This is a genomic window from Micromonospora citrea (assembly GCF_049629545.1).
Classification (GTDB): Bacteria; Actinomycetota; Actinomycetes; order Mycobacteriales; family Micromonosporaceae; genus Micromonospora; species Micromonospora citrea_A.
This window is the reverse complement of sequence record NZ_JBNADX010000015.1, coordinates 54,145-72,568: the sequence shown is the minus strand read 5'-3', so window position 1 is coordinate 72,568 and position 18,424 is coordinate 54,145. Positions and strand designations below refer to the sequence as shown.

19 protein-coding genes, 1 tRNA gene and 2 pseudogenes are annotated in these 18,424 nt (G+C 73.8%); 10 read left to right on the top strand and 12 right to left on the bottom strand.

Annotated elements, in window-relative coordinates:
• Positions 1–81 precede the first annotated feature (81 nt).
• Together ACPFP2_RS17580 and ACPFP2_RS17575 are read right to left on the bottom strand one after the other, a co-directional pair.
• Positions 82–1,050, bottom strand: a pseudogene (locus tag ACPFP2_RS17580) (cobalamin biosynthesis protein); the annotation flags it as partial.
• 140 nt (positions 1,051–1,190) lie between these two features.
• Positions 1,191–2,006, bottom strand: coding sequence for a single-stranded DNA-binding protein (locus ACPFP2_RS17575; protein ID WP_424090254.1), 816 nt, complete (start codon positions 2,004–2,006; stop codon positions 1,191–1,193).
• A gap of 391 nt (positions 2,007–2,397) precedes the next feature.
• Between ACPFP2_RS17575 and ACPFP2_RS17570 the strand changes: the two genes are divergently transcribed.
• Complete coding sequence (locus tag ACPFP2_RS17570; protein ID WP_424090253.1) at positions 2,398–2,820, top strand: HPF/RaiA family ribosome-associated protein; 423 nt, start codon at positions 2,398–2,400, stop codon at positions 2,818–2,820.
• A 95-nt stretch (positions 2,821–2,915) separates the two neighbouring features.
• Entirely contained in the window at positions 2,916–3,959 is a 1,044-nt protein-coding gene (locus ACPFP2_RS17565; RefSeq protein ID WP_424090252.1) for an alpha/beta hydrolase, read from the top strand.
• Position 3,960: 1 nt separating this feature from the next.
• Here ACPFP2_RS17565 and ACPFP2_RS17560 read toward each other — a convergent pair whose 3' ends face one another.
• Positions 3,961–4,632: a hypothetical protein gene (locus ACPFP2_RS17560; protein ID WP_424090251.1), complete on the bottom strand. Its 672-nt coding sequence runs from the start codon at positions 4,630–4,632 to the stop codon at positions 3,961–3,963.
• A gap of 155 nt (positions 4,633–4,787) precedes the next feature.
• Here ACPFP2_RS17560 and ACPFP2_RS17555 point away from each other — a divergent pair.
• A tRNA-Arg gene (locus tag ACPFP2_RS17555) sits at positions 4,788–4,860 on the top strand.
• Positions 4,861–5,066: 206 nt separating this feature from the next.
• On the opposite strand, the gene ACPFP2_RS17550 is transcribed toward ACPFP2_RS17555, so the two are convergent.
• From ACPFP2_RS17550 to ACPFP2_RS17540, 3 genes and pseudogenes are all read right to left on the bottom strand, one after another.
• Positions 5,067–5,267 carry a hypothetical protein gene (locus ACPFP2_RS17550; RefSeq protein ID WP_424090250.1) on the bottom strand — a complete coding sequence of 67 codons (201 nt, stop codon included), beginning with the start codon at positions 5,265–5,267 and terminating at the stop codon, positions 5,067–5,069.
• Positions 5,264–5,623: pseudogene (locus ACPFP2_RS17545) on the bottom strand (NUDIX domain-containing protein); the annotation flags it as partial. The gene ACPFP2_RS17550 and the pseudogene ACPFP2_RS17545, both read right to left, overlap by 4 nt.
• A gap of 53 nt (positions 5,624–5,676) precedes the next feature.
• Positions 5,677–6,024, bottom strand: a complete 348-nt coding sequence (locus ACPFP2_RS17540; RefSeq protein WP_424090249.1) for a VOC family protein — start codon at positions 6,022–6,024, stop codon at positions 5,677–5,679.
• Positions 6,025–6,310: 286 nt separating this feature from the next.
• Here ACPFP2_RS17540 and ACPFP2_RS17535 point away from each other — a divergent pair, with 286 nt between their 5' ends.
• Together ACPFP2_RS17535 and ACPFP2_RS17530 are read left to right on the top strand one after the other, a co-directional pair.
• Positions 6,311–6,850: a DUF4240 domain-containing protein gene (locus ACPFP2_RS17535; protein ID WP_424090248.1), complete on the top strand. Its 540-nt coding sequence runs from the start codon at positions 6,311–6,313 to the stop codon at positions 6,848–6,850.
• A gap of 44 nt (positions 6,851–6,894) precedes the next feature.
• Positions 6,895–7,737, top strand: coding sequence for an alpha/beta fold hydrolase (locus tag ACPFP2_RS17530; protein WP_424090247.1), 843 nt, complete (start codon positions 6,895–6,897; stop codon positions 7,735–7,737).
• 184 nt (positions 7,738–7,921) lie between these two features.
• On the opposite strand, the gene ACPFP2_RS17525 is transcribed toward ACPFP2_RS17530, so the two are convergent.
• On the bottom strand, positions 7,922–8,443 hold the full coding sequence (locus ACPFP2_RS17525; RefSeq protein ID WP_424090246.1) for a hypothetical protein: 522 nt from the start codon (positions 8,441–8,443) through the stop codon (positions 7,922–7,924).
• 255 nt (positions 8,444–8,698) lie between these two features.
• On the opposite strand from ACPFP2_RS17525, the gene ACPFP2_RS17520 reads away from it, so the two are divergent.
• From ACPFP2_RS17520 to ACPFP2_RS17505, 4 genes are all read left to right on the top strand, one after another.
• Entirely contained in the window at positions 8,699–9,877 is a 1,179-nt protein-coding gene (locus ACPFP2_RS17520) for a sensor histidine kinase (RefSeq protein WP_424090245.1), read from the top strand.
• Positions 9,867–11,042, top strand: coding sequence for a hypothetical protein (locus tag ACPFP2_RS17515; RefSeq protein ID WP_424090244.1), 1,176 nt, complete (start codon positions 9,867–9,869; stop codon positions 11,040–11,042). The genes ACPFP2_RS17520 and ACPFP2_RS17515 overlap by 11 nt, the downstream gene beginning before the upstream one ends.
• Entirely contained in the window at positions 11,012–11,728 is a 717-nt protein-coding gene (locus ACPFP2_RS17510) for a response regulator transcription factor (RefSeq protein WP_424090243.1), read from the top strand. The genes ACPFP2_RS17515 and ACPFP2_RS17510 overlap by 31 nt, the downstream gene beginning before the upstream one ends.
• A gap of 74 nt (positions 11,729–11,802) precedes the next feature.
• Positions 11,803–12,522, top strand: a complete 720-nt coding sequence (locus ACPFP2_RS17505; protein WP_424090242.1) for a hypothetical protein — start codon at positions 11,803–11,805, stop codon at positions 12,520–12,522.
• Here the strand turns inward: ACPFP2_RS17505 and ACPFP2_RS17500 are convergent.
• The 3 genes from ACPFP2_RS17500 to ACPFP2_RS17490 form a co-directional block, all read right to left on the bottom strand.
• Positions 12,477–13,424 (bottom strand): GlxA family transcriptional regulator, encoded by a 948-nt coding sequence (locus ACPFP2_RS17500; protein ID WP_424090241.1) that lies wholly within the window; start codon positions 13,422–13,424, stop codon positions 12,477–12,479. The genes ACPFP2_RS17505 and ACPFP2_RS17500 overlap by 46 nt on opposite strands.
• A gap of 5 nt (positions 13,425–13,429) precedes the next feature.
• A complete protein-coding gene (locus ACPFP2_RS17495; protein ID WP_424090240.1) occupies positions 13,430–14,038 on the bottom strand; it encodes an isochorismatase family protein in 609 nt (202 codons plus the stop codon).
• 598 nt (positions 14,039–14,636) lie between these two features.
• Entirely contained in the window at positions 14,637–15,386 is a 750-nt protein-coding gene (locus ACPFP2_RS17490; RefSeq protein WP_424090239.1) for a lysophospholipid acyltransferase family protein, read from the bottom strand.
• A gap of 84 nt (positions 15,387–15,470) precedes the next feature.
• On the opposite strand from ACPFP2_RS17490, the gene ACPFP2_RS17485 reads away from it, so the two are divergent.
• Positions 15,471–15,845, top strand: coding sequence for a VOC family protein (locus ACPFP2_RS17485; protein ID WP_424090238.1), 375 nt, complete (start codon positions 15,471–15,473; stop codon positions 15,843–15,845).
• Positions 15,846–15,870: 25 nt separating this feature from the next.
• Here the strand turns inward: ACPFP2_RS17485 and ACPFP2_RS17480 are convergent, their stop codons facing one another.
• Positions 15,871–17,931, bottom strand: a complete 2,061-nt coding sequence (locus tag ACPFP2_RS17480; protein WP_424090237.1) for a glycogen debranching N-terminal domain-containing protein — start codon at positions 17,929–17,931, stop codon at positions 15,871–15,873.
• Positions 17,931–18,302 (bottom strand): SCP2 sterol-binding domain-containing protein, encoded by a 372-nt coding sequence (locus ACPFP2_RS17475; RefSeq protein WP_424090236.1) that lies wholly within the window; start codon positions 18,300–18,302, stop codon positions 17,931–17,933. Before ACPFP2_RS17475 ends, ACPFP2_RS17480 begins: the two co-directional genes overlap by 1 nt.
• Positions 18,303–18,424: the final 122 nt, after the last annotated feature.

Sequence of the window (18,424 nt, the reverse complement as noted above, 5' to 3'; positions counted from 1 at the left end):
ACCCGGACCGCCGGCACGGGTCACTGCGGCTCCCGGGCCGCCGAGGGCGGAGGCGACGGTGGCGGCGAGGACGGCCGCTCCGCGTCGGCCCACGACGCCCACCAGCCTGCCCCCGGTGAGCGGCCAGGCCGCCGCGATGCCGAGTGCGGCGAGGCCGACCGCGCCGGAGATCCGGGCGGCCCGCTTCAGGTGCCGCGCTTCGGGCCGGGGCCCGTCACCGAGGAACGGGCGCACCTCAGAACGGCCGAAGTAGACGTTGCGCCCGCCGAGCCGGACGCCGAGGGCGCCGGCCATGGCCGCCTCGCACTGACCGGCGTTCGGGCTGGGGTGGTCGTTGCGGTCCCGTCGCCAGACGCGCCAGGCCCGACTCCGGTCGCCGTGGGCGACCGGGGCCACGGCGATGGTGAGCAGGCCGGTCAGCCGAGCGGGCGCCAGGTTGAGCAGGTCGTCGAGGCGGGCCGAGGGGGTGCCGAAGCGGGCGTACCGGGGGGAACGGTGGCCGACCATGGCGTCGAGGGTGTTGGCCGCCCGGTAGCCGAGCAGGCCGGGCAGGCCGGCGACCGCTCCCCAGAGCAGGGGCGCCACGACGGCGTCGGAGGTGTTCTCGGCGACCGACTCGACGGTGGCCCGGGCCAGCTCGGGCTCGTCGAGGGCGGACGGGTCCCGGCCGCAGAGGTTGCCCAGCCGGCCGCGTGCCGCGGGCAGGTCGCCGCCCCGCAGGGCCGCCCCCATCAGCCCGGCCTCGCGGCGCAGCGTACGTCCGCCGAGCACTGTCCAGGTGCCGGCCGCCATCAGCAGGGCGCGGGCCAGCGGGCGACGTCGGGTGGCCACGGCGGCGGCTGCGCCGAGCAGCACCGGGGCACCCACCGCGAGCGCGGTGAAGGCCGCACCGGCGGCGTGGTCGGGGCGATGGATCCGCCGCTCCAGGGCACCGGCGGCGCGACCGAACCCGGCCACCGGGTGCCATCGGGCGGGGTCACCGAGCAGGCTGTCCAGGGCGTACCCCACCAGCAGTCCGGTCGCGTTCGCCGCGGCGGTCGCCTGACGCACCTGTCACCACCTCCGGCCGGCCAGCCTAGCCGTACGCGGGGTGGCCACGTCGCCGTCGCCACCCCGCCCCCCGTCCCGCGTCGCCCGCCCCGGATCGCCGGTGCCACGACCGCGCACGTCACCGGGCTCCGGTCACCGGCTCAGGCCGGCACCGGCGCCCGACCCCGGGTGCGTCGCCCTCGGCCGGACCGGCCGATGGCGGCATCCGTCGACGCCGGGTCGAGCTCGCCCGGCTGCTGCACGTCGGCGCCGTCGGCTGACCGGTCGCCCGGCTCCGGGGCGAGGTCGTCGTCGAGGGCCCGGTCGTCCTCGTCGTCGAACGGGTCGACCGTGCCGTCGAAGCCGGAGCCCGTCAGCTCGTCGCCGGCCGGGACGCCGACGCCGCCGGGCAGGTCGTCGCCGGGCGAGCCGGGACCGTCGGGCAGCCCGTGGCCGGCGTGCGGCACGGCGAACCCGGCGAACTCGAAGTCCTCGTCGAACGGCCGGTCCTCCGGTGAGGTGGGGGCCTGTCCGTGCGGCACCGGCTCCGTCGGCTCGCCGTGCACCCGGACGGCCGCCTCGGCGTCCTCCACGGCGCTGGTCGTCATGGTGGGGCGGTTGCGCAGGAAGCGGGCCCGGCCTCGGGACAGGTCGTGCCCGACCGCGATCGCCTCCAGTTCGTAGAGGGTGCGGTGGTTGCCCGCGTCGTCGGTCCAGTCGCGGGTGTAGAGGCGGCCGGCCACCACCACCGGGTCGCCGACCATCACCGAGGCGGCCACCCCCTCGGCCAGCTTGCGCCAGCAGTTGACCCGGACGCGGAGGCTGTTGCCGTCCACCCACCGGCCGCTGTCCCGGTCGAGACGGCGGGCGGTCGAGGCGACCTTGAAGTTGGCGACCAGGGTGTTGCTCTGCGTGGTACGCCGCCACTCCGGAGCTGTCAGAACATTACCGACAATCGTCACGTACGTATCGAACATCGTCCCCTCCCAGGGGTCCAGGGCCTGCCGTGGTGAGTCGACTCGCCGCCGAGCCTGGCCGGTACGCGGGTCCGGGCGCAGCAGCGCACGGCCGCCCTGTGGACGACGGATCCGCCTGTGGACAAAAACCTGATCAAGGTCCTGATCTGCTAGGGCCGACCGGCCCTGGGTGGTGGCGTCGGGGGCGACCAGGATCGAGGTACGGGATCACCGGGAGTGAGGAGGATCCCGACTGGGTAAGGAGTTGATCAACCAGAGGCGGCCACCACCACGGCCACCACGGCACGTCGACCGAGCGCCGCACGGCACGAGGTCAGATGAGAAAGGTCAGCGAGATGATTCTCAGCCCGCGTACGACCGGCTCCGTCCGTACCGAGCGGGAGGTGCGGCGATGAGCGCGGTGACCAACCCGGCGACCGTCGCCGAGTGCCTGCGCGTCGGCGCCGGCTTCTCCCAGGGCGACCGGAACTGGATCGTGGAGCAGTTCGCGACCCTGGACGCGCGGCTGGCCGCGTTCCACGCCGACGCCACCGAGCTGGAGGTGTCGGTCAAGGACCGGGAGGCGCGGGGGCAGAAGGTCACGCTGGAGTGCTGGATCGCCGGCCGACAGAAGATCGTGACCACCTCCGGCGAGGAGGACCTGCGCGCGGCGCTGAACGACGCCCGTGACGACCTGCGCCGACGGCTCAACGACGCGAAGACGAAGCAGGAGCCCCGGCACAACAAGCACATTCGGGAGATCGGGCAGCCCGGTCCCGGGCAGGCGGCCGACCCCGCCGCCGCCCTCGACCGGGTCGACGCCGAGACGGCCTGAGCGGCACACCGGTTCGTCCCCGTTCGTCCGGTTCGGGCGGGCGGGGGCGGACCGGGGGCTACCGCCCGGTAGCTTCCGGGCGTACCGTCGCCCTCGTGGAACCGGACGTGCTGGGGCCGCCGTACGAGCGGCAGACGATCGACCTGGGCACCGACGACGAGGGTGCGGTGGTCGCCACCCTGGTGCGGCGGCGTGCCGACCGCCCGACCCGGCGGGCCGTGCTCTACGTGCACGGCTACGTCGACTACTTCTTCCAGACCCACCTGGCCGACTTCTTCGCCGAGCGCGGGTGGGACTTCTACGCCCTCGACCTGCGCAAGTACGGCCGTAGCCTGCTGGCGCACCAGACCCCGAACTTCTGCCGCGACCTGAGCGACTACTTTACCGAGCTGGACGCCGCCGCGAAGATCATCCGCGAGGACGACGGCCACGACACCGTACTCGCCATGGGCCACTCCACCGGCGGCCTGATCATCTCGCTCTGGGCGCACGCCCGACGCGACGCCGGCCTGGTCGACGGGCTCTTCCTGAACAGCCCCTTCTTCGACATCAACGCCCCCTGGATGGTCCGTCGCCCCCTCGCGGCCGCCGTCTCCCGCCTGGGCCGCCGCGCGCCGCACCGGGTCCTCCCCTTCGGCCTGGGCACCGTGTACGGCGAGAGCCTGCACGCCGAGCACCGCGGCGAGTGGACGTACGACCTGACCTGGAAGCCGCTGGCCGGGTTCCCCGTCCGGGCCGGCTGGCTGCGCGCGATCCGCTCCGCCCAGCGGCAGCTGCGCGCCGGGCTGGACATCCCCGTGCCGGTGCTGCTGGCCTGCTCGACCCGGAGCTTCAAGGGCACGAAGTGGCACGACTCGGCGGCCCTCGCCGACGCCGTGCTCGACGTCGAGCACATGGTCCGCTGGGCGCCCCGGCTCGGCCGGCACGTCACCCTGGCCCGCTTCGACGGCGGCATGCACGACCTGACGCTCTCCGGCCCCGCCGTACGCGAGCAGGTCTTCGCCGAGGTCGGCCGGTGGGCCGAGGCGTTCCTCGGCGCGGGCCCGACAGAGGCCGACCCGACCTCGCCCGCGACGGTGCCCGGCAGCCGCTCCCCGGCCGACGCGGACGAGCCCGCCACAGCGGCCCAGGGCGGGTGAGTCAGCCCAGGCCCGTGACGATCCGGTCGAGGGCGGCCACCGGGTGGCCGCCCTCGCCGGGCAGCACCACACCCCAGCAGCGCAGCCCGACCTCGCCCGCCGCGTCGGCCCGGACGCCGAAGACCGGCGCGCCGACGTAGCCGGCCGGCAGCTCGCCGGTGAGCCGCAGCCCGTCACCCGCGCGGACCACCCGCTCGACCGCCACCTCCAGCGGCCGTGATCCGTCGTCGCGGACACCGAGCGCGAGCACGATCGCCGAGACCGGCTCCGCGCCCATCCGGCCCACGTCGTCCGCGCCGGCCGCGATCGCGTCCGGCACCGACTGGGTACGCCAGCGCCAGCCCTCCCGCGCCGCCCGGTCGTGGAGCCTGTCGGTGGGCAGGACCGCCACCCCGCCTTCCGGCCGGTGTGCCCACCACGGGCCGGGCAGGGCCAGCGTGTCGGCGGCCACCCCTGCCGGCTCGGTCACGCTCGGCCGCAACCCGATCTCCGCGACCTCGGCGTACGCCAGCACGTCCGCCGCCGTGAGCAGGTACTCCCCGGCCGGATGGCGGAAGAGGAACGCGGTGCCGGCCGGGCCGTCGCCGGCCGGGCGGATCGGCAGGATCGCCCGCCCGAGCAACTGGCACAGCTCGTAGGCGACGTCGTTCTCGGCATCCGGTTCCAGCAGCACGGCACCGAGGGTACGGGGCGGGTGAGGTCCGGCGCGGAACCCTGGTGACCACGGCGGCGGAGGCGTGCGACGCTGATCACCGTGCCGGGACGGCCACCCGTTCCCCCGCCGGGCGGGGGTGCGGCGGTACCCTCTTGGCGCGAGTTGCATGTTGCGCGCCCGTAGCTCAGCGGATAGAGCAGGGGACTTCTAATCCCAAGGCCGCAGGTTCGAATCCTGCCGGGCGCACCCTCCCCACCACAGGTCAGCGGCTTTACGCGCCCGGGCCCGTCGATCACCAGGCTCTCGTACAGCCGAGTCAGCCGAATTGGTGCTTTGCGGCCTCGTCCACGGCGGCCCGCAGACGTACAGCGCTTCCAGGCGGTGACCTTGCAGCACATCGAGCAACCGCTTGGCTTCACCCACGCCCAGGGCGCGCCGCTCGACCTGCCTCATCACAGGCGGACGGACCGACTTGGCGGCGTTACGGTGCACAGGTCGACCAGCCTGTCGAGCACTTCCCGCTCCGTCTTGCCGTAGACCCACTTCCGCGACCGCTTGACCTCACCCCAGCCGATTTCGAGCACCGCCGCGAAGCCGTCCCGGTACTTGAAGACCGATCCCTCGCCGTGGGACCGACGCCGCTTGCCGCTCATGCCGCGTACTCCTCGGTTGCCGAGAGGCGATCTGTCTGGGTGCATCTCTCCGGACCGCTCGGCGATGCGGCTGTCCGTGCTTCGTCGCGACGAGGCAGCCGGTCAGGCTCGGGCAGAGAACCAACCAATGCCGCCAGGTCGTCATGCACGAGGGGAAGGCTGCCCAACTCGCTGATCCCGACCCATGCGATGTCGTCATGCTCGTCAGGTGCACGGTTGGTGGGAGAGCCGACCCAGTCTCCGATGTGCCAGACGCCCACGTGAACGGCGTCCTCACCACTGCCGGCATGCAAGTCGCCCAACCGTGAAGCGGACTCCGCCACGATGTGAACACCGAGCTCCTCGCGCATCTCACGCGCGAGGGCTTGTAGATCCCTGCATCAGCAGTTCAGGCGAGAGAAGGCGGTCCTCATAGATCGGAGACGACATTCACGCTGTTGCCCTCGGTATCGATGAACGTGGCGTAGACCATACCGATGGTGGGGATTTCGGTACGGTCGACCAGCACTCTCCCGCCGGCTTCCTTGATCCTTCGCAGACTCTCATCCAGGTCGTCGACCCGAATCACAAGTCGGGGATGCGGCAGGTCTGCGCCACGCTCTGCGATCTCGCCATTGATGGCGCCCGCCTGAGTTGCTCCCGCATAAGCGCTCTCCGGGCTCCAGCCGAAGACCCTTCCGTAGAAGCCCCAAGCGCGGCGCGTGTCGTCCGCTGGAAGTTGGAACCAGGTCACCATGTTCGACGGGGGCTTGATCACACGATCCTCCTGGCTTGTGTCGGAGCCGTCCGGGAGACGCCGCACATCCGGTGGCTCCGACGCCGATGGACTAGTGCGCGGGAGGCTACCGACGAGGTCCGACAGGGGCCGGTGCGCTGGGGGTGGAAGGCCGCGAGCGTGACGGGCCCGGCGTCGATGAAGGACGGCCGCACGTCTCAGTCTCGCCTCGTGGCGGGGGCGGCGTCATCGCTGGCCGGGAGATACGTGCGGAAGGCCCGACTCCCGGCCGGCTCCGGTGTCGGTCCGGCTCGCTACCCTCCGCCGCGTGACCGAGACTGCTGACTTGACGCGGGTGCCGACGGTGGAGGACGAGGCCCGGTTCTGGGCCCTGGTGGAGGCGGCCTGGGCGTCGCTCGGGCCGGAGCCGGTGGCGCTGCGCCGGGCCGTGGCCACCCGCGACCCGGAGGCCGACGACGTCGACCCGTACGCCCTGGACGCCTGGCTGGACCCGTTCCTCGCCCGTCTCCGCGCCCTCTGTGCCGACCTGTCGAGCCGCGAGCTGACCGACCTCGACCGGGTGGTGGAGCGGAAGCTGTACGACATCGACCGGCAGGACGTCCACGACGTGACCGACGGCTCCGACGACGGGTTCCTCTACTGCCGGGGGTGGATCGTCGCCCTCGGCCGCGAGTTCTACGAGGCGGTGCGCGCCGACCCGGCGATGGCCGTGCTGGACGCCGACTGCGAGCAGATGTGCTACTTCTTCGCGCACCTGCACTCCGAGCGCTTCGGCGACTGGCCCGACACGGGCTCGGGCATCTCCCGGGAGTCGGTCAGCAACCCGGTGGGCTGGCCGGAGGAGTGACGGGCTCGGCCGGACTGTCGGTGCCGCGACCTAGGCTCGGCCGCATGGTGACGGAGACCGAGCTCGCGCTGCCGGGCGGGGACACCCTGCACGTCTACGACTCCGGCGACGACGCCGGCGACCGGCTCGCCGTCTTCTGGCACCACGGCACGCCGAACGTCGGCGCCCCACCGGCGCCGCTCTTCGCCGCCGCCGACCGGCTGGGTCTGCGCTGGGTGTCGTACGACCGGCCCGGCTACGGCGGGTCGACCCGCCGCCCGGGGCGGGACGTGGCCTCGGCGGCGGAGTTCACCGCCCGGGTCGCCGACGCGCTGGGCATCGCACGGTTCGCCACGATGGGCCACTCCGGCGGCGCGCCGCACGCCCTGGCCTGCGCGGCGCTGTTGCCGGACCGGGTGCTCGCGGTGGTGGGCGGGGCGGGTCCGGCGCCGTACGACGCCGAGGGGTTGGACTGGTTCGCCGGCATGACCGCCTCGGGGGTGGCGTCGCTGCGGGCGGCCGTCGAGGGGCGCGAGGCCAAGGAGCGGTACGAGACCTCCGGCGTCGAGTACGACCCGGAGTTCACCCCCGCCGACCTGGCCGCGCTGCGGGGGCCGTGGTCCTGGCTGGAGAGTGTGGTCGGTCCGGCCGTGCAGGGTGGCCCGGGCGGGCTGGTCGACGACGACATCGCCTACGTCACGCCGTGGGGCTTCGACCCGGCCCAGGTCACCGTGCCGGTGCTGCTGCTGCACGGGGAGCGGGACCGGCTGGTGCCGGCGGCGCACAGCGCCTGGCTGGCCCGCCGCTGTCCGTCGGCGGAGCTGCGGTTGGGTCCGCAGGACGGGCACATCTCGGTCCTGAACGGCAGCGAGGCCGCGCTGGAGTGGCTCCGCCACCGCACCGGCTGAGAGGTCAGCGGGGCGGCGGCCGCGGGACCGGCCGCCGCCCCGGCGTGCCCGTAGGGGCACAGGGTCGGCACGCGTCGTTCGGTCGACCCGAGGGGGGTGGGTGCCGTCCGAGGCGACGCGGCCTGGCCGACGCCGGGGCGGGGCGAGGGGGAGTGTGGGGAGGTGCCCCGCCCGGCGTCGGAGTTCAGTTGGTGGGTGGTGTGCTCGGCCGGTGGCCGCCGCCCGGGTTCTCGGCGCGCGGGGTCTCCGGGGCGCCGGGTCGGGCGTCCGGCTTGCCGGCCGGCCGGCTCGGGGTGACCGAGGGACGCGTCGAGGGGCGGCCGGAGGGCCGGCCCTTCTCGGTGGCGAGCAGCGTGTCGCAGTACGCGGCGACCTTCTCCTTGTCACCGGCGGTGGTGACGAGCACGGTGAAGGCGGGGTTCTCCAACGCCTTGCCGGGGTTGTCGGCGGCCTTGGCGACGTACGCCCGGCAGAGACCGACCAGCGACGGCGACGGGGTTCCCTTCGCGCCGGTCGCGCCGGTCTTCTCCTCCTTGTCGTCGGGGGTGCCGGTGGCGTGCGCGGACGGCTTCGCGCCGGCCTCGGTCAGCGGGTTGGGCAGGGCGCCGTTCGCGGCGGCGACCGCCACCCCGCCGGTGGCGGTCACGGCGAGCACCGTGGCGCCGGCCTTCAGGGTGAGCAGTTTCGCCAGGGCGGTTTCGAGCATGGACCTCTCCGGTTCTGGGGGCGACGGAGCAGCGGTGCGATCCGGGGCGCCTTCCGGATCAACACCTTCCGTGCCCCTCAGCGCCGGCAGCGGCGCAGGCGTCACACCGGTCGGAGACGTCGGGCGCCGGACGACCGTCCGGTGTCGTGACGTGCACTGTCGGTCACGATGGCCGCCGTCCGCGTGGTATTCTCCTGCGTCGATCCACTGCCGCGCGGACCTGGACTGGCCGCTGCCCGAAGGACGCCTCCCCCGATGTCGGCCGTACCCGCTCCGACCTCGCCGCCGTCGCTGCCGGATCGGCCGGCCGGGGGCGCGTTCCACCTCATCTTCACCACTCTGCCGGCGCTGCTGCGGCTCACCTGCGGACTGGCCGGCGCGGTGGCCGCCCTGGCGGTGCGCACCCCACCGGTACGGACCGGGCTGCTGGTCACGGTCGTCGTGCTGCTCACCGGCTGGTCGGTGTTCTACGCCGTCCGGGCCTTCCGGGTCGGGATCGGCACCGGGCTGGTCGCCGGGGATCTCGCGCTCACCGTGGCGGCCTGCCTGCTCATGCCCGCCCTGGTCGCGCCGGAGGTGCTGCCCGGTGAGGGGAGCTGGATCGCGGTGCTGGCCAGCACCACGGTGATCAACACGCAGGCCACCGCACCGGCGCGCTGGTCGGTTCCGGCCGGCCTGCTCGTCACCGCGGGGTACGCCACCGGGGCGTGGGCGGCGGGCGACCCGACGGAGGCGGGCGCGCACGCGGCGACCCTGCTGGGGCAGACCGGCCTGGCGGCGCTGATGACCGGGGTGATGCGCCGGTGGATCGGTCGGGCGGACCGCGCCTTCGCCGACTACCAGCGGCTGCGCCGCGACGCGCTGGTCGCCCGCGCCGCCCGGGAGGCGGAGCGGCGGCAGAACCGGGACCTGCACGACACGGTGCTGGCCACCCTGACCATGGTGGGGCTGGGCGCGGTGCCGGACGGCTCGCCCGCGTTGCGGCGGCGGGCCGCGGCGGACCTGCGTACCCTCGTCGGGCTCGTCGGAGACGGCAGCGCACCGGCCGCCGGCCCGGTCGCGCTCGACGAGCGGCTGCAGGCGGTCGTCGAGGCCCGGGCGGAGTTGTCGCCGCATGTCGAGCTGGCCCCGTGCGGCGTGCCGGCAGAGGTGGCGGCGGCGCTGGCCGACGCCACCGCCGCCGCGCTGGCGAACGTCGCGCGGCACGCCCCCGGCGCGGCCGTCACCCTCCGCCTGTCCCGGGCCGGGAACCTCGTGGTGGTCGAGGTGGTCGACGACGGCCCCGGGTTCGACCCGGCCACCGTCCCCGCCCACCGGTACGGGCTGCGCGAGTCGATCCGCGCCCGGGTGACCGAGGTCGGTGGGCGGGCAGAGGTGACCTCCGCCCCTGGCCGGGGCACCCGGATCCGGTTGGAATGGCCGCATGTCCGCTGATCTCGACACCGCTGCCGCGGTGGTCGTACCTCCGCTGGGGCCGGCGCGGGCGCGGCCGGACGACGGTCCGGTGGTGGACGTCGGTCGGGCCTCCGACCGGGGCGCCCGGATCGCGGCGGTGGCCATCGCCGGGGTCTGGCACGTGGCGATCGGGCTGCCGGCGCTCGTCGGCGCCCGCGCCGAACTGGCCGCGCCCGCGGTGGTGGCCGGCGGCTGGCTGGTGACCGCGGCGGTCGGTGGGTACGCCGGGGCCCGCCTGCTGCGCGGGGCCCTCCCGCCAACGCTGCCCCTGGTCGTGGTGCTGCTGGTGGTGGACGCGGCGGTCTTCGTGGCGGCCGGCCCGGGGCAGCTCTTCACCGCGGCCAACTGGGTGTGGGGCACCCTCGGCTGGTTCTTCGTGGTGGTGGCCTGGGGGCGGCGGATCGGATGGCTGCTCACCCTGCTCGCCGCCCACTCGCTGATCGCGCTGGCGGCGCTGCTCGGCCACGACGCGACCGCCCCCGCCGACCTGACCCGGTACGCCATGTACGTCTACGGCACGTCGTCGCTGCCGGTGGCGGTCTTCGCCGGCGCGGCGGTGATCGCCACGCTGGCCCGGAGCCGGGCCGACGCGGCGGCGGCCGGCCTCGCGGTGGCCGCCGAGCGGGAGGCGGCCGAGCGGGCCCGGCGGGAGCGGCGGGAGCGGCTCGCACTGGCCGGCGGCGCCGCCGGAACGGTCCTGGCGGAGCTGGCCGACGGGCGCGCCGACCCGGCCGACCCGCTGGTGCAGCGCCGCTGCGTGCTGGCGGCGGGCCGGCTGCGGCGGCTGATCGCCGAGTCCGACGACGTGCCGGATCCGCTGCTGCACGAGCTGCGCGCCGCCGCGGACCTGGCCGAACGCAACGGCCTGCCGATCGAGATGGTCACCGTCGGCACGCCCCCGCCGCTGCCGGTTCAGGTCCGCCGCCGGCTGGTCGATCCGCCCACCGCGGCGCTGGCGGAGGCGTCGGGGTGGGCCCGGCTGACCGTGGTCGCCGGCCCGGACGAGGTGGCGGTCAGCCTGGTCACCCCGGAGGTGGCCGGCCCGGGGACGACCGGGGTGCCGGCCGACGACGGCCAGGTGGAGCACACGGACGAGCGGGACGGGGAGATCAGATGGACGCAGACCCGGTGGCGCAGGACGTGAGTGGGCAACGGCCGGTCGGGGTGGCCATCGTGGACGACCACCCGGTGGTCATTGACGGGGTACGTGCCTGGCTGGACACCGAGCCGAGGCTGCGGGTACTGGCCACCGGGGACGACCCGGACGAGGTGCTGCGGGCCGCCCCGGAGGCCGACGTGGTCCTGCTGGACCTGCGCCTGCACGGGCGGATGGTGATCGACAAGCTGGCCGAGCTGAGCGCCGGCGGGCACCGGGTGGTCGTCTACTCCGAACACACCGATCCGGCGACGATGCTGGCCGCGCTGGACGCGGGGGCAGCGGCGTTCCTGGCCAAGCACGAGGGGCGGGAGCACTGTGTGGCGACCGTGCTGGCCGCCGCCAGCGACCGCCCGTACGTGCCGCCGACGCTGGCCGGGGCGATGGTCGGTGACCCACGGCCGGACCGGCCGGCACTGTCCGACAAGGAGCGCGAGGCGCTGCTGCTGTGGTTCCAGTCGATGTCGAAGGCGTCGGTGGCCCGCCGGATGCGGATCAGCGAGCACACCGTCAAGCAGTACGTCGACCGGGCGCGGATCAAGTACACCCGGGCGGGGCGACCGGCGGCCACCAAGGCGGCGCTGTTGGCCCGCGCGATCGAGGACGGACTCGTCCGACCGGAGGAGATCGGTATCTACCGGTCGCAGGCGTCGGCCGACCGGCCGACCCCCTAACGGGTGTCATGACAGCACAAGGCCGGTTCGACCAGGCTCATCAGGCACGGACCAACCGCCCGGAGGTGATGCCGATGCGCGAGGACGCGACCCCTTTCTTCATCGCACCGCACCGGTTCGACGCGCCGGACGACGAGTGCCGGCCGATGCTGAACCGCGACGACGAACTCGTCCCGGAGCCGGGTGAGCAGGTGCTCCGCCGGGTCCGGGCGTCGGTGGCGGGCTGCCTGCTCAGCCCCACCGGCACCCGGCGGCAGTGGGTGCTGCCCGCGCCGGCCACCGTCACGGTCACCGACCGGCGGTTGGCGTACGTCTGTGCCGGCGCGGAGCTGTCCGTGGTCGCCGGGCGGGACGGCCGGAGCAGCGCCCGGCACCGGCGCGGTCTCTGGCCGTCCCGCCTGGTCAGTGGGCAGATCCGCTGGCAGTGGCCGTCCCGGTTGGAGCTGCCGTCGCCGACCACGGTGCCGGGCGGGTCCGAACCGGAGATGCTGATGGTCTGCGACTCGTTGCGCACCATCCAGCAGCCGGCGCTGGCCCTCGCCGGGCCGGGTCCCACCGTGGTGGAGCTGGCCCGGCTGGTCCGCCGGTCGGTGGCCCGGTTCCGGATCACCCGCCCGGAACTGGTGGAGCTCTCCCCGCCCGAGCACGACGAGTTGGTCCGCCGGGCCGGGCCGGTGCCGTTGGCCGGGCAGTCCCGGGTCGCGCTCCCCGGCTCGCTGCCGGTGGAGTTCCTCTCCCGCGACGACTACTACCGGACGCCGGCCACGTCGGCGTGGGACGCGGTCGGTGGGTGACCGCGGGCGCGGAGCCGGCGCAGCATCCGCGCGTCGGTGAAGCCGACCGCCCGGGCGGCGGACTCGACGGTGGCGCCGTGCCCGATCAGGTGCTCGGCCCGTTCGAGGCGGAGCAGTTGCTGGTAGCCGAGCGGGGTGAGCCCGGTGGCCCGGCGGAACAGCCGGGTGAGGGTGCGTTCGGCCACCCCGCAGGTGGCGGCCAGGTCGGCCAGCGGCAGCGGCTCGGAGAACCGGCTGTCGATCAGGTCCTGCACCCGGTGGGCCGCGTCGGACAGGTGCGACCGGTACCGCATCATCGCGCTGGCCTGCTGTTCGTGGCCGTTGCGCCGGGTGTGGACGACGAGGGTGCGGGCGATCCGGGCGGCCACCGCCGGGCCGTGCCGGGTGGCCACCAGGTGCAGCGCCACGTCGATGCCGCTGGCGATGCCGGCGGAGGTGACCACCCGGTCGTCCACCACGTAGAGCACGTCGCGCACGACCCGGGCGGTCGGGAAGACGCGGGCCAGGTGGTCCTGGAGGTCGTGGTGGGTGGTGCAGCGCCGGCCGGCGAGCAGGCCGGCCCGGCCGAGCGCGAACGCGCCGGCACAGACGCTGGCCACGGTGCCGCCGTGGGCGTGGTGGTCGGCGAGGCGCCGTAGGTCGTCCCGGCCGACCGGCCCCGCCGGGCCGTGCGCGCGGTACCGCCAGCCGGGTACGACCACCAGGTCGTCGACGGCCAGCTCCGGCCACTCGGTGACGGCTCCCAGCGGTACGCCCTGCACGGTCGGCACCGCGTCCCGCTCGGCGACGTAGTGCAGCCGGTAGTCGTACCCGAGGTCGGCGGCGGCGGAGAAGACCTGCGCCGGGCCGGCGAGGTCCAGCAGGTGCAGCTGCGGCACCAGCAGGAAGACGACCCGGGCCACGCTGGTCAGGCTCCCGCGCCGGCCGGCACCACGCCGGTGACCTCGTCGACGGTACGTACGACGGCGAACCGACCGGCGAGCGCGTACTCGGTGCGGGCGATCATCTGCTCGTTCGACAGGGTGCGCGGGTCGGCGAGGATCTCCGCCAGGCTCGCGTCGGCGGGGAGGTCCCGGTGCGGGGTCGGGAAGGTCACCGTCGCGTCGGTCACGAAGGTCATCCGGTAGCCGAGGTCGCAGCCGACCCGGGTGGTCGTCTCGACGCACTGCTCGGTCCGGATGCCGCAGACGGTCAGGTCGCGGATGCCGGCCACGGTGAGGATCTGCTGGAGGTTGGTGGTGGTGAAGGCGTTGTGCGAGGTCTTCACCAGGGTCGGCTCGCCGGGCCGGACGGACAGCCCGTCGATCAGCCGCACGTGTCCGGAGGCCGGGTCGAAGACCGTCCCGCTGCCGGGCTCGGCGTGCAGGACCCAGACGACCAGGTCGTCGCGCCGGCGGGCGGCGTCGACCAGCCGGCCGACCTGGCCGACGATGTCGGGGTTGGAGCCGTGGGCCCAGATCGGGCGCTGACGGAAGGACTCCTGGACGTCGATGACGACGAGTGCTGCTCTGCTCATGGAAGAGATCCTGGCCGGGTGGACGCCGGGGCGGCAGGCACCATCATGCCCGGATGCGGAACGATCCGGCCATCGCACCCGGGCCCGGCAGCCCGGGCCCGGCAGCCCGGGGCCGGCCGCCCGGTCGCCCGCCGACGGAGCACGCCGGACCCGGCCGGGGGCGATCACCCGCTCGCCCTGCCGACGGGGGTCGCTCCGGACCCGGCGGGGAGGCGACCGCCCGGAGGAGCGGTGGAGACGTCGGGACGCTACGGACCTGATGGCACATCTGGATCAGCGTCCGTCGGAGGCTGGCCCCCACATCCGGAGACCGGTGTCCCACATCCGGCAACCGGCACCGGCACCGGCACCGGCGGGGGCCGGGGGTGATTCATCTGTGAGATCAAGTCTGTAGCGTCCGTACACCACCCGGCCGGGGCACCTGGGGACCGTACCGGCTGCGGTTCCGGCCGTGATCCTTGACGGCTGGGGCCGCCGCAGACGGGTGAGCGGCCCCGGCTCGGGTCGATACCCCCGGGTGAGGCGTCCGGGCCGAGTGAGCGGTCCCGAGTGAGCCGCCCGCCGGACGAGTGGCCGGCGGGCGGCGTCCTTGGACGGGTCAGGAGGTGGCGGTGCGGCGTCCGCGCCGGTCCAGCTCGATGGCCTCGGCGGGGGTCGGGGCGGTGCCGCCCAGGTGCGCCGGCTGCCACCAGGCGTCCTCCGGGCCGGCGGGCTTCTCCGGGTACTCCTGCTGGGCGCGGTCCACCAGCGCGGAGAGCCGGATCTTCAGCTCGGCCGTCATGGCGTTGGCGTCCGGGTAGTCGGCCGGGTCCATCGGCTCGCCGACCAGGATGGTGATCGGGGTGTGCCGGCGGGTCAGGTCCTTCGGGCGGCCCTTGGTCCACATCCGCTGGGTGCCCCAGAGCGCCACCGGCAGCAGCGGCACCTCCGCCGCCTGCGCCATCCGGGCGGCCCCGCTCTTGAGCTCCTTGACGGTCAACGACCGGCTGATCGTCGCCTCGGGGAAGACCCCCACCACCTCGCCGCGGCGCAGCGCGTCCACCGCCGTGTTGTACGACCCGGCGCCTGCCGCGCGGTTCACCGGAATGTGCTTCATGCCGCGCATCAGCGGACCGGAGATCTTGTGCGCGAACACCTCGTGCTTGGCCATGAAGCGGACCAGCCGGCGGGACTCGTGCGCCCCGAAACCGCAGAAGATGAAGTCCAGGTAGCTGACGTGGTTGCTGGCCAGCACCGCCCCGCCGGTACGGGGGACGTGGTGGCTGCCCTCGACGGTCAGTCGCAGGTCGAGGACCCGGAACATGGTCTTGGCGGCGGTGATCACGGGTGGGTACACGAGTTCCGGCATCCCGTAACTTTACCCCGCGTAGGTTACGCACCCGTAGGGGCCGAACGCCCGCGCCGGGCGGGGCGCGGCGGATACCGTCGGCGCATGCCGGAGCTGCACGCCATCGTGATCCACTGTCGCGACCCGTACCTGCTGGCGCCGTTCTGGAGCCTGGTCACCGGCCTGCCCGTGACGCCGGAGGACGAGGCGAGGCTGGCCGACCGGTCGCTCACCCCGGGCGAGGCGGTCCTGCTGCGCGACCCGCACCACCGGCACCGGCCCCAGGTCTGGATCTCACCGGTGCGGGACGGAACCGAACTGCCCCGACCCGGCCGGATCCACCTGGACCTGGTCGGCGACGCCGAGGAGCGTGCCGCCGTGCTGGAGGCGGGTGCCACCGTGGTACGTGAACTGCCGCGCTGGACCGTCTTCGCCGACCCGGAGGGCAACGAGTTCTGCCTGCTCCCCCACCAGCCCTGAGGCCAGCAGAGGAGCAGACCGGCGGTCAGTCGGCGAGCTTGTGCAGGTCGAGCCGGCCCCGGGCGAAGGCGTCCACCCGGCCCCACCGGCCCGGGATGTCGAGCACCTCGATGCGTCCCATGCCCACCGGCAGCACCGGCTCCACGGCCAGGTGCCCCTCGTGCGGCTCCAGCCCCAGCATGGTCCGCAGCAGCAGCAGCGGGGTGCCGGTGGACCAGGCCTGCGGGCTGCACGCGGTCGGGTACTCCACCGGGAACTTGGTCTGCTCCCGGGGGTAACCGCCGAACGCCTCCGGCAGCCGCCCGTCGAAGTACCGGGCCGCGTCCAGGATGCCGTTGGCGATGGTGGCGGCCTCCTCGGTGAAGCCGTACCGGCGCAGACCCCAGGCGATGAAGGAATTGTCGAACGGCCAGATCGTGCCGTTGTGGTAGCCGATCGGGTTGTAGCGGATCTCCCCCTCGGCGAGGGTGCGCACCCCCCAACCGGTGAAGAGCCGTGGCCCGACCAGATGATGGGCGATCTTCTCGGCCCGGTCGTGGTCGACGATGCCGCTCCACAGCAGGTGCCCGACGTTGGAGCTGAGGATGCCGCACTGCCGGCCGTCGGGATCCAGGGCCAGCGCGTAGTACTCCCCGTCCTCGACCCACCAGTCCCGGTTGAAGCGTTCCTTCAGCTGCGCGGCCTCCCGCTCCAACTGGTCGGCGTACGCCGGGTCGCCCCAGAACTCCCGGGCCATCCGGGCGGCGCGCACCTTCGCGTCGTACGCGTACCCCTGCACCTCGCAGGTGGCCCGGGGGAACGGCGGCAGCGTCCCGTCGGAGTACGAGATCGAGTCCCAGGAGTCCTTCCAGCACTGGTTCTCCAGGCCGGTGTCGGTGTTGCGCCGCTCGTACCAGATGTAACCGTTGCCGACCAGGTCGGCGTAGTCGTCGATCCACTTCAGCGCGGCCCGGCACTCCTGCTCCAACTCCCGGACCAGGGAGACGTCCCCGCTCCACTTCTCGTACTCGTCGAGCAGGATCACGAAGAGCGGGGTGGCGTCGACGGAACCGTAGTACGGCGAGTGCGGCTGTTCCTCGAACGCGGCGGTCTCGCCGTAACGCATCTCGTGCAGGATCCGGCCCGGGTCCTCGTCCCGGAAGTCGTCGAACCGGGTGCCCTGCAGCGAGGCCAGGATCCGCAGCGTGGTCTTGGACATCTCGGGCGCGAAGGGCAGCACCTGGAGGCAGGTCAGGATGCTGTCCCGGCCGAACATCGTCATGAACCAGGGCAGGCCGGCCGCGGGCAGCGTCTGGCCGCCGAGGGAGAGCGGCGAGAAGCGCAGCGCGGCGAGGTCCACCAGGCTGCGCCGGTAGGTGGCCGCCAGATCCTCGTGCTCGGTGTTCACCTTGGGCGCCTTGGCGATCCACTCCTCCAGGTCGTGCTGGAGGGCGAGCCGTTCGGTGCCGTGCACCCGCAGCCCCATCCGCAGGTCGCGCCCGCCCGGGCCGATCGCGTGGGTCTGCACGTCGATGCGGGTCTCCCACTGCTCGTTCGGCTCCAGGTGCACGCTGTACGAGAAGCCGTTGCGGTCGTACCGGGCCGACTCGGACGACGAGATGACCGTCTCCCGGATGAAGCTGCCCCGCCGGTAGCCCAGCCGCAGCCGGTCCGGCCCCGCCTCGGCGTAGATCTCGCCCTTCTTGTTCAGGATCTCGTCCTTGACCTGGAACAGGTCGGCGAAGTCCGAGCCGGCGTCCATCCGGATCTCCAGGTCCACCGGCCGCTCGTCGTGGTTGAGGATGGTCACCTGTTCCCGGAAGCTCCCACCGACCGTCCGCTCCCGGATGATCGACAACTTGGCGTCGACGTAGTGGGTGGCCATCCCGGGTACGAGGAAGAACCTGGCCTCGTAGTACTGGAGGTCGTCGTAGGAGAGGGAGTTGAGGCGCTCACCGTTGACGGTCAGCACCCAGCGGGAGAGGAACCGGGTGTCGATGGAGAACAGGCCGGTCGGCTCGCTGGGGGTGGCCTCGATGTCGCCGGTGTCCTCCGACACGACGAAGGTGTTGCCGTCCAGGATCCGGATCGTGTTGCTCTGCCCCATCAGTGCACCTCCGCGTGGAAGAGCCGTCGTGGTCCCTTGGAGTCCGGCGGCCCGGGGAAGATCCGTTCGATCTGGACCACCAACCGGGCGTCACCGGTCACGGTCATGTCGCCCCGCAGCACCGCCGCGAGCCCGTGCTCACGGCCGGCGGCCATCTCCTCGAACAGCGCCGGGCTGATCACGATGACGGTGTCCGCCTCGCGGTCCTCCTGGCTGACCCGGACCCTGCCCCGGTCGATCTCGACCAGCCAGTGGGTGGTGTGCGCCCCCTCGTGCAGGTCGAACCGGAGTGTCCCGGAGGTCTTGGCCAGCACGGGCTCGTACCCCCGCCGGTCGAGGTCCTCGAAGAACCTCGTGGTCGCGTCCACCATCAGGTCCTCTCCCCGTCGTCGCCTCCCCTGTACCTCGGCCGGGTCCCCGTCCGGCGGCCGGTCAACCTCGCCCGGATCGGGTGAGTCGTCGCGGCACGCGTCGTACCGGCGCAGTACGGTGC

Excerpts from the sequence above, each read along its gene's own strand:
- ACPFP2_RS17575 (WP_424090254.1), bottom strand. The coding sequence starts at position 2,006 with ATGTTCGATACGTACGTGACGATTGTCGGTAATGTTCTGACAGCTCCG.
- ACPFP2_RS17570 (WP_424090253.1), top strand. The coding sequence starts at position 2,398 with ATGAGCGCGGTGACCAACCCGGCGACCGTCGCCGAGTGCCTGCGCGTC.
- ACPFP2_RS17550 (WP_424090250.1), bottom strand. The coding sequence starts at position 5,267 with ATGAGCGGCAAGCGGCGTCGGTCCCACGGCGAGGGATCGGTCTTCAAG.
- ACPFP2_RS17530 (WP_424090247.1), top strand. The coding sequence starts at position 6,895 with ATGGTGACGGAGACCGAGCTCGCGCTGCCGGGCGGGGACACCCTGCAC.
- ACPFP2_RS17525 (WP_424090246.1), bottom strand. The coding sequence starts at position 8,443 with ATGCTCGAAACCGCCCTGGCGAAACTGCTCACCCTGAAGGCCGGCGCC.
- ACPFP2_RS17520 (WP_424090245.1), top strand. The coding sequence starts at position 8,699 with ATGTCGGCCGTACCCGCTCCGACCTCGCCGCCGTCGCTGCCGGATCGG.
- ACPFP2_RS17515 (WP_424090244.1), top strand. The coding sequence starts at position 9,867 with ATGTCCGCTGATCTCGACACCGCTGCCGCGGTGGTCGTACCTCCGCTG.
- ACPFP2_RS17510 (WP_424090243.1), top strand. The coding sequence starts at position 11,012 with ATGGACGCAGACCCGGTGGCGCAGGACGTGAGTGGGCAACGGCCGGTC.
- ACPFP2_RS17505 (WP_424090242.1), top strand. The coding sequence starts at position 11,803 with ATGCGCGAGGACGCGACCCCTTTCTTCATCGCACCGCACCGGTTCGAC.
- ACPFP2_RS17495 (WP_424090240.1), bottom strand. The coding sequence starts at position 14,038 with ATGAGCAGAGCAGCACTCGTCGTCATCGACGTCCAGGAGTCCTTCCGT.
- ACPFP2_RS17490 (WP_424090239.1), bottom strand. The coding sequence starts at position 15,386 with ATGCCGGAACTCGTGTACCCACCCGTGATCACCGCCGCCAAGACCATG.
- ACPFP2_RS17485 (WP_424090238.1), top strand. The coding sequence starts at position 15,471 with ATGCCGGAGCTGCACGCCATCGTGATCCACTGTCGCGACCCGTACCTG.
- ACPFP2_RS17480 (WP_424090237.1), bottom strand. The coding sequence starts at position 17,931 with ATGGGGCAGAGCAACACGATCCGGATCCTGGACGGCAACACCTTCGTC.
- ACPFP2_RS17475 (WP_424090236.1), bottom strand. The coding sequence starts at position 18,302 with ATGGTGGACGCGACCACGAGGTTCTTCGAGGACCTCGACCGGCGGGGG.